Annotated in this window: 8 protein-coding genes and 3 pseudogenes; 6 read left to right on the top strand and 5 right to left on the bottom strand. The window is 66.0% G+C overall.

The genetic code is table 11. The features are described from left to right. The 3 genes and pseudogenes from ACESNG_RS01980 to ACESNG_RS01970 form a co-directional block, all read left to right on the top strand. Nucleotides 1-421: pseudogene (locus tag ACESNG_RS01980) on the top strand (hypothetical protein); the annotation flags it as partial. Nucleotides 422-1,082: 661 nt separating this feature from the next. Next, nucleotides 1,083-1,349: a cyclase gene (locus ACESNG_RS01975; RefSeq protein ID WP_373067527.1), complete on the top strand. Its 267-nt coding sequence runs from the start codon at nucleotides 1,083-1,085 to the stop codon at nucleotides 1,347-1,349. 67 nt (nucleotides 1,350-1,416) lie between these two features. Next, nucleotides 1,417-1,776 (top strand): MarR family transcriptional regulator, encoded by a 360-nt coding sequence (locus tag ACESNG_RS01970; protein ID WP_373061480.1) that lies wholly within the window; start codon nucleotides 1,417-1,419, stop codon nucleotides 1,774-1,776. A gap of 479 nt (nucleotides 1,777-2,255) precedes the next feature. Here ACESNG_RS01970 and ACESNG_RS01965 read toward each other — a convergent pair whose 3' ends face one another. Then, the gene (locus ACESNG_RS01965; protein WP_373061484.1) at nucleotides 2,256-2,402 is read right to left on the bottom strand and encodes a hypothetical protein; all 147 of its coding nucleotides are present in this window, start codon (nucleotides 2,400-2,402) and stop codon (nucleotides 2,256-2,258) included. Between the two features lie 759 nt (nucleotides 2,403-3,161). On the opposite strand from ACESNG_RS01965, the gene ACESNG_RS01960 reads away from it, so the two are divergent. Both ACESNG_RS01960 and ACESNG_RS01955 read left to right on the top strand, forming a co-directional pair. Beyond that, the gene (locus ACESNG_RS01960) at nucleotides 3,162-3,545 is read left to right on the top strand and encodes a hypothetical protein (RefSeq protein ID WP_373067529.1); all 384 of its coding nucleotides are present in this window, start codon (nucleotides 3,162-3,164) and stop codon (nucleotides 3,543-3,545) included. Beyond that, nucleotides 3,442-4,169: pseudogene (locus tag ACESNG_RS01955) on the top strand (IS630 family transposase); the annotation flags it as partial. The gene ACESNG_RS01960 and the pseudogene ACESNG_RS01955, both read left to right, overlap by 104 nt. 75 nt (nucleotides 4,170-4,244) lie before the next feature. Here the strand turns inward: ACESNG_RS01955 and ACESNG_RS01950 are convergent. After that, entirely contained in the window at nucleotides 4,245-5,960 is a 1,716-nt protein-coding gene (locus tag ACESNG_RS01950; protein ID WP_373061478.1) for an Ig-like domain-containing protein, read from the bottom strand. A 285-nt stretch (nucleotides 5,961-6,245) separates the two neighbouring features. On the opposite strand from ACESNG_RS01950, the gene ACESNG_RS01945 reads away from it, so the two are divergent. Beyond that, nucleotides 6,246-6,578, top strand: a complete 333-nt coding sequence (locus ACESNG_RS01945) for a hypothetical protein (protein WP_373061476.1) — start codon at nucleotides 6,246-6,248, stop codon at nucleotides 6,576-6,578. A gap of 116 nt (nucleotides 6,579-6,694) precedes the next feature. On the opposite strand, the pseudogene ACESNG_RS01940 reads toward ACESNG_RS01945, so the two are convergent. The 3 genes and pseudogenes from ACESNG_RS01940 to ACESNG_RS01930 all read right to left on the bottom strand — a co-directional run. Continuing rightward, nucleotides 6,695-7,024, bottom strand: a pseudogene (locus ACESNG_RS01940) (hypothetical protein); the annotation flags it as partial. 49 nt (nucleotides 7,025-7,073) lie between these two features. Beyond that, the gene (locus ACESNG_RS01935) at nucleotides 7,074-7,556 is read right to left on the bottom strand and encodes a transposase zinc-binding domain-containing protein (protein WP_373067525.1); all 483 of its coding nucleotides are present in this window, start codon (nucleotides 7,554-7,556) and stop codon (nucleotides 7,074-7,076) included. 342 nt (nucleotides 7,557-7,898) lie between these two features. Beyond that, a partial coding sequence (locus ACESNG_RS01930) for a transposase (RefSeq protein WP_373067522.1) occupies nucleotides 7,899-8,802 on the bottom strand: 904 nt, incomplete at its 5' end.

Below are 8,802 nucleotides of genomic sequence, written 5' to 3'. Positions count from 1 at the left end.
GTGCGTGTCGCGCGCCATCACAGGCCTCGACGAACGGACAATCGCACCGCAGATTCTCTCTGAGGCCAACGTGCTGATCCGTCGTGAGTTCCGTTTCCACATCGGCACGCAGTGGGACTTTTTCTACAGCCTCGTTATGCCGCTAACCTGGGTTCGGAGCCCGAACCACCCTTGCACTCCTCACCGCCGGCCGAGTGCGAGGCGACCTGTGCGCACCACCGTCCGGTTCGGCTGGGCCAAGCTGCTGAAGCGCGTGTGCGAGATCGACATGGCGCACTGCCCGGACTGCGGGGGCGAGCTGAAACTCATCGCCGCGATCCTAAAGCAGCCGGTGATCGAGAAGATCCTCACGCACCTGGGTCTGCAGGCCGGGGCGCCGCCGCGAACGCCAGCCCGTCGGTCGCAGCTGCAAGCGGCCTGAGACCCTCCAGCCGACACGTTTCAGGCGGCCCCGTGCCCAGGGCCGCGGGGATCGGCTGCGCCAAAGCTGCTCAGAGCCGGGGTTTGGTGGAACTTTGCGAGGGCCAAAATTCAGGTGACAGCTTCAAGAGATGCACTTCGGCGCTGCGATCGGCCTTCAACCTGCGGCAGATAGACCCAAGGACCGGTTCAGTGGGTGATCGAGAGCCTTGCCGGGGGGCCTTTGGGAGCAAAAAGTGCGTTTGAGTTTTCCTATCCTCAGTTCCACTTTTCGGTCAAGTCAAGAGTCGACACGAAGATCTTAAAATCCGGACTGCCCGTTCGCGGGCGCTCGGAACAACGAGGCGACCGGGCTCGATCTCTCGCTCAGGAACGAGTCTTCGCAAGTCCGATGACGCTCGGAAACATGCGACCCACAGCCGGCTTTCGGTGAAACTCCGGGCCTGTCTTTGGCGGACTGCGGGATGTGTGGCGCAAGCCGATACCGCTCGAACCGTTCGTCTGATCTGATTTGCTGGCAGGAGATGGACTTGCGAACGTGATTGCCGCACAGATTTCGCCCGGAGATGAAAAACTTGACACGGAGAAAAAATATTTTGATACTGGAAGCTCTGAAGTGAATAGCCTCCTGACCGAAAGGCCAATCAATCATAAGCGCAACCTTGATCGTCCGTCATCCCGTCACCGATTACGCCACCTGGCGCGCCACGTACGACTCGGCCGCCGTGAGCGCCTTGCACGCGAAGCACGGCGCCACCGACTTGGAGGTGCTGCGGACGCCCGACGATGCCACCGACGTCGTCGTCATTCACCGCTTCGCGACCGCAGCCGCAGCGAACGCATTCGCAAGCGATCCTATACTAAAGGACGCAATGACGAACGGCGGCGTTGCAGGACCGCCACGAATCGAGATTTTCGAGAGTGTCTGACTACCGACGCCCACGCAATGTGCATAAGTCGGGCATTGGCTCGCCTTCGCCCGCTGCGCTGTGCGTCGTGAAGGTCGGTCCCGACTTCGTCGACGAGTTTCCTGATGGCGATCCGGCGGCTGCTGAGGTGTTCGCTACCCTCCTGCGATGCGGACAGACAGTGAGCACAGAAATAGAACGGACGATGCTCGCATCGTTCGGAGCGCCGCAGAACGTGCTCAACAGCCTTGCCGTCATCGAGGGCGCCCCCGACCCACTCACACCAAAAGAGATCAGCGAACGTACCTACCTGTCCTCGGCGACCATGACAGCCACACTCAACGCCCTCGAACACAACGGATGGGTGCGCCGGATTCCGAATCATCGGGACCGCCGCGGCGTTCAGGATAGGAAATTCAATCGGGCTCGGTCGAGTATCCCAAGATAGGAAGATCGCCAGGATAGGAAATTCAATCGGGCTCGGTCGAGTATCCGATTCAGTTGTGAGTATCCGGCGATACATACGGCGCGATCGCCGACCACGCGAGGGCCGGCCGCCGCGCCTCGTTGGCCGTCCGGACGACGTGGCCCGTGGGCATCCGGTCGCCGCGGGGACCGATTGGACGCCCCGGTGGGACGGTCGCGCACGCCGAACCTCCTCGCACGTGGTCCGCGGCATCGGGGTGAGGCTTACTGGGCTTGGTGGGCCTGGTGGGCCGGTGGGCCGTGGCGGGTCGTCGCGTGGCGCCCGGTCCAGGCGGTCCTTGGGTCGAGGGCGGACTCCGCGCGGCGTCATGGGCCGCCGTCGCGGCGCGGGCGCGGAGGTGCGCGAGGATCTGGTCGATCACCGACGCGTGGGGTAATGAAGGCGATGATCCGCATGGGCCCGTGACACGTCGGGCACGCGAGGGGGTCTACCTTGAAGATCTACTGCAGCAGCGCCGCCCACCGGCGGGTCGCCTCGGTGGGCGCGAGGCGAAGCCTCGGCACGATCGCGGGCGGCACCGCTGCGGACTCCGCCGTGCCCCGCATCACGGAACGGGATACCGCGCGGGCGGTTCGCGTACCAGCCATAGTACCGCGTGCTGACGTGGCCTTTGTCGGGGATGTGGACCAGCACCCGGGCCAAGAACTCGAGCGGGTCCACGGTCTCGGCGCCCGCCGTCGGGCCGTCGGACGTGTCGGAGCGATACGTCACCGCCTTCTGGATGACAATTCGTTCAAGCCGAGTCCAAATCGTGGCAGCGCCTTCGTGCTTACGCGACGCCAGCACCCAGTCGCACCCCGGCTTGGACCGGCTAAACGCAGGCGTTATGCCCACCAAAATCTGTCGATGACGCCGACGAGTTCATGGATCGCCGTGGTCGCAACCCGCCACGTGACACATGACACTTGAAAATGGCGATCGTCAGGTTTGAGCACCGAGGCTTGGGGCGGCGGCGGCCGCGTTGGATTTGAGCCGCGACACGCTGTTCGCCATCGTGAACGGACGGGCCGGGATCAGTCCAGAAACGGCCGTGCGCCTATGATCTCGTTTTACACGACAGCGGAGAGCTGACGGCATCAACAAATGCAGTTCGATCTCTGGCTTGCCGAGCAGTCACGGAAGCGGCTGCGCGAACGGAAGCTCGCGGTCGCGTTGGCCATCACTGCGTACGGGGCAGAGAGAAACTTGCTGCAGACGGGCGGCTCCGCTAGCGCAGTGCGCTCGCGATTGATTTGAGCGCGAGCGAATAGCGCGTGCGCGTTCTGGATCGAGGTCTGGCGCCAATCGCCAATCACACGCTCCCGTCAAATCCCGTTCCCGTTTCGCAGGCGGGATGGGATGCCCACGTGCAACACATTACGAATGGCTCGATCGCACTGATCAAAAAGACCGTGAAGGACGTCTCCGCACAGATCGGCAAGGCGATGCCGAGTTTCGCTCTTCCTCGCTTCGTCGTGCCGATAAAACCCACGACGCTGCCGCCGGTGAACGCAGGTAGCGGGGTTCGCCCGCCGTACGTCGCCGACCAACTCGCCTGGATACCCGTGCATCGTTTCGACCCGCCCGGGTCCGAGTTCTGGGATGCGATCGCTCTCGCGCGGATCCTGCTCTCTCTCGTGCGCCGGCGGCGCCATCTACGCCGGAAATGGGTCACGCACGTTGACGGGCGCCGAGGAGTGACCGGTCTTTCTGTGGGTTCACGGGAAATCGCCGTGGCAATACGGCTTTGATTTCGGATGGTGGACGCGCACGCTGGTGCAAGCCTTGATTGCGGAACGATTCGCGGTGGCGCTCTCGCTCGCGTCGATTGGCGCGCTCTTGGCGCGCGTCGGCCTTACGGTGCAAAAGCCCGTGCAGCACGCGTATCAGCGGGATCCGGTTACCATCGCGCGCTGGCAGCGTGAGACGTATCCTGCCCTCGTCAAACGGGCGCGGAAGGAGCGCCCGGACATCGTGTTTTGGGACGAATCCGTCTTCCGCGCCGACGCCGTCCACGGGACGACGTGGAGTGCGCGCGATAGGACGCCCGTGGTGGCACCGCCCAACGCCCAAGCATCAGTGCGGCATCTGCGGTGAGCAACCACGGTGCGTTTTTGTTTCGGACCTGCAAGGGTGGCTTGAATGGCCTGCTCTTCGTGACGCTACTTCAGCAATTGCTGCGTGGCCGCAAGCGGCCGCTGCATCTTGTGCTGGATAGTCTCCCCGCACACAAGACGAAGATCGTGACGGACCATGTCGCCACAACCAACGGTCGCCTGACGCTGCATTTTCTTCCCGGCGACGCGCCCGTCCTGAACCCCGATGACCTAATCTGGAGTCATGCCAAACGGACGGGGACCGCGCGGCGTCCACTCTAACCAAGCGAACAACTCAAAGCGCGCGTGCATGAACAGCTGGCCGCGAGGCAGAAAGACAAACCCTTGCCGCGGTTAAGGCCGCACCACGCGCACCACGTCGGCACCAATCGTCCGCGAAACCAGTGTGACGCTCGCATTCTGATAGCTCACGGTCTGGCCCACCAGCAACGTCCGCGACAACTTCACGCGATCTGCATCGTCGAGCGGCAACACGCGCATGGTGCCACGACCGCTCGCCACGTCGGTATTCACGAAATAGACGAGCGGTCCGGGCTGTGGAAGGCTGCTGTCGAAGCCGAGTGCGCGACGGCTCTCCACCACCACGGCAAGGGACGCGCTCACCGGAATAACGGCGGCCTTGAGCCCCCCGGCGCTCTCGACCGGCGTGATCGACACGAGCGACGCTCCCGTTGGTGCGCACGCCATCTGATCGTCGCGCAGCCACCCGAGTTGCCACCGTTCGAAGGCGGTCCATTCGCTACCCCGTGCGCTGATGAGGCCCATGCTGCTCCACTCGCCGACGTGCAAATGCAACGCGCCCGCAACCGGTGGCGCAAAGTCGTACAGGTCCGGCAACGACATCAAATGACCCACTTCGTGACTCAGCCAGCGCGAGCCCCAGCCCAAAAGGTCGCGTCCCGAGTTCGTCGCGTTGTCGATCGTCGTGGCCCGTCCCGCCACGGTAATTCCCCCGCCAGTGAGCGGCACGAGTGCCGGTCCGAACGTGATGCCGCCCGCATCCGGATTCGTCATCACGATGAGCACATCGGTTTGCGACATGTTGGTGGTCGAGGTCGCGAGGTTGGCCGCCTCCTGAATCAGCGCTCGATGCGCCTGAAAGGTCACGTTGTTCGGCCAGCCGTAGTCGGTGGATGGCTTCGACATCCGGAACCAGCGGAGATTCGGTTCCAGCTGAAATGTCATCGCGCCGTACGACAGCGCGCCGTAGTACGCCGGAGCACCGGGCTGGATGACGTCGAGGACGTTCTGTGCCGTGCGGGAGGCGGGTGCATCAGGGAAATCCACAAAGAGCACCGTGCCACGGACGACACCCGTGGTCCGTAGGCGCGCCGTCGATCGGGGGAATCCGAACCCGACGCTGCTCGTGCGATTGGGGAGCTTGCACGCGGCGATCGGTGGTGCAGCGGTCACGGTGAGCGAGGCGTCACCCCGAAATCCGCGTGCCGTCGCCGAAATGGTGGCCGTCCCCGCGCCAGCACTCACGATGAGACCGTTGGCGTCGACGGTGGCCACCGCAGGGTTTGATGACATCCAGACGACTGGCTCGCCAGGCAACACTGCGCCGGCCTCGGTGCGTGCGGTGGCGGCGACTTGTGCCGCGAGGCCAAGTGGCACGCTGACCGTGGCCTGGTCGATCGTCACGGTAAACGTCGGGGCTGGGGTCACCGTGATTGCTGCATCACCACTCCGCCCAGCCACAGTGGCCGTGATCGTTGCGCTACCCGCCGCCACCGCGGAAACCAGCCCGCTACTCGAAACGGGAGCGCGCGTGGGGTCGCTGCTGCTCCAGTTGACCGCCTGCCCTGTGAGCGTCGACCCCCTACTCCCGGTCACCGTTGCCGTGATGAGCGTGGTCGCGCCCGTACCAACTTGAAGCGTAGCCGTTGGTGGCGACACCGAAACACTGGCGACGGTTTCTGCGGGCGGTAGAGCGGGGGGGCCGGCGGTATCGGCGGAGCCCCCGCCGCACCCCATGATTGCCACCGCAATGCAGGCCACGAATCCTGCCTGTAACGGACGCAGTGCGAACAGGAAACGAAGCATCATCTTCGACTCACAGGATAGGGAATCAATCGGGCTCGGTCGAGTATCCAGTGAACGTACGGCGCGATCACGGACCCCGCGAGGGCCGGCCGGCGCGCGGCGGCCTGATCTCCGCCCGCCGCCGCGCCTCGGTGGCCGCCTGGACGGCGGTTTCCGTCGGCGTCCGGTTGCCCGAGGACGGATCGGACGCCCCGGTGGGACGGACGCGCACGCCGAACGCCCCCCCCGCGCGTCTCGGGGCGTCGGGGTGAGCGTCAGCGGGCGTGGTGGGCCGCGGCGGGTCGTCGCGTGAGGCCCGGTCCAGACGGTCCTCGGGTCGAGGGCGGACTCCGCGCGGCGGCGTGGGCCGCCGTCGCGGCGCGGGTGCGGAGGTGCGCGAGGATCTGGTCGATCACCGACGCGTGGGGTAATGAACGCGATGATCCGCATGGGCCCGCGACATGTCGGGTAGGCCAGCGGGTCGACCTCGAAGATCTGCTGCAGGAACGCCGCCGTAGGGCCTTCGCCCATCGGCGGCTGGCCTCGGTGGGCGCCAGTCGTGGCGCGGGGACGATGGCGGGCGGCACGGCGGCCGCCGCGGTCGCCGCCGTGCCCCGCATTCCGCGGGGGCGGTTGGCATAACAGCCGTAGCACCGTGTCGTGACGTGCCCTTTGTCGGGGATCCCGGGTTAAGCACTCGCGCGGGTCCACGGTCTCGGTGCCCGCCGTCGGGCCGTCGGACTTGTCGGAACGATAGGTCACGGCTTTGGCGGCTCGGTCGTTCGTGAGCCGCTCCAGCGCGGCGGGATTCCGGGCGCAGTACCGGGCGAGTCGAGAGCGAAGGCGCGAGCATTCCCCGACACCCAGACGGCCGAGTGCACGTGGAAGCCCGAGTGCGGCCACGTCAGCATGCCCGCGGCTTGGTCCTCGTCGACGAGCGCGAGGCGCACGAAGAGCCGGAGCACGGCGCGGCGGAACGCCTCCGTCAGCCGCGCCGTGTCGTGCACCGGCCACGCGACTAAGGTCTCGTCGGTCCGGAAGCGGCCGTCGGTGACGAAGAGGTGCAGGTGCGGATGCCAGTTGGCGCGCGAGCCGTGCGTCTACAGACAGGCCACGATGCCGACCGCGAGCTCGCGTTCACCCGTGCGCGGGCGAATGGCGGCCGTGACGGTGCGGGCGGCCACCCGCGCGATCTCGCCGAACAGGCGGCGCCGATACAGACAGTACGCGCGCAGTCGCTTGGGGATGGTGAGCACGACCTGTCGGTGCGGCACGGGCGCGAGGAGGGTGGTGTCCAACCACTGCGTCCAGATCGCGAGGCGTTTGGGCAGGGCAGCACCGGCAGAAGTAGCGACACTTGCACGAGAACGCGAGCAGGTACTCGTGCGTGCAGGCATCGCCGCGGAGGCGGGCGAACCCGTGCTCGAGGACGCCACACGCCAGGAACTTGTCGGCGACCCGCGCGACGACGGGGCGCCAAGGGCCGTACTCCTGAGCGAATCGTTCGTCGTAGACCGTCTGCAGGCGGTGCAGATGGTCCGACACCAACCGAAAGAGCGGCGATGCTTGGGGCCGTCGGGGCTTGTAGACTCCACGCGCCTCCGGTGCCGCGTCGGGCATGCGCGCTCCGAGACCGGGGAGCGCCGAGCATGCGCTCGACTCGGGCCTGGCCCGTCACCGTTTCGTTGCGCGACGGGCTGTTTCGACGCAACATCCGCGAGGCGCGGGCCTAACGATGCTTACTGCAGACGGGCGTCTTCGGAAGCGCGCTCCGCGCGCATCGTGTTGGAGCGCCCGCCGCAGAAGCTGGCGTTGAGGCTGTAGAATAAGGCGCTTTCGCTGTCGCAGGACGTCGTCTATGATTCTCGTAATCGCATTGATGCGCTGAACCCGGGAAAAGCGCGCGTGTATTGACAGTTCCGCGTGGATTTACGCGTATTGCTGCGCGTTCCGCGGTGCTCCCTACGCCGCGTAGCCCGCGTGGGCCAGCTTCTCGATGTTGTGTACGAAACAATACCGCGTCCATTGCCCGTTCACCTTCGCGCGGCCGCGCAGCGTAAAGCGATCACGCCGCTTGTGCGCGCGCAGATTGCCGAGCATCGGCTCCACCGTGGCGAACCGTCGCCCATACGCCTCGCGTTCCTCCGGTGCGTCGATGCGCGCCTGCATGCGCGCCGTCAGCGTGAGCTCGGCGGTGTCGACGCGTCCGTGAAAGATCGCGATGTTGCGCATCGGCGTGGTGTCGGGCGTCCGCAGGCATTGCACGCGCAGCGGGCACGGCCCGCAGTCACGCTTCGCGCCGCGAAAGTGTGCACCGAAGTGGTTGTTTGTCTTCCGGTTGCCACCGCTGCGGTACAGCGACTTCCCCGCGGGACACACGCCGGTACGGGCCTCTGCGCCATACGTGAAATCGGCGGTGGTGAACACGGTCGGTGTCGACGTCGTGGGCGTCGCGGTCTGGTCGTGGAGCTGATGCGCCCCCTGCCGATGGCGCGACTGCGTCGCGAAGCACTCGTCGCGCTTCCGCCTGTCGCGATCGGCGATGAGCGCCTCGACCGACATCGTGTCGAGCGCGCGGAGATTCGCTTCGTTATGATAGCCCGCATCGGCGGTGATCATCGTGGTGGCGCCGCGCAGCGGCTGCGCCGCATCGACGGCCGCCACCCCCGTGTACCCTTGGATGACGCCCTTGCTCGTCGCCATCTTCGCGCTGTCGTTATCCGTGCGGTTGCTCTTCCGCACGGCGCCCGTCGCGCCCCGTCGATCCTCCGGATGCGTGGCGAGCCATTCGCACAATTGCTCGGCGTCGCGCATGAGCCGCTCGTGGCGCTGTGGCGTCTTCGCGGCGAGCGTGGGCTCCACGTCG

Origin of the sequence: Gemmatimonas sp., from assembly GCF_041689975.1 — a bacterium.
GTDB lineage: Bacteria > Gemmatimonadota > Gemmatimonadetes > Gemmatimonadales > Gemmatimonadaceae > Gemmatimonas.
The sequence above is the reverse complement of the archived record's forward strand: the minus strand, read 5'-3'. Positions and strand labels throughout refer to the sequence as shown.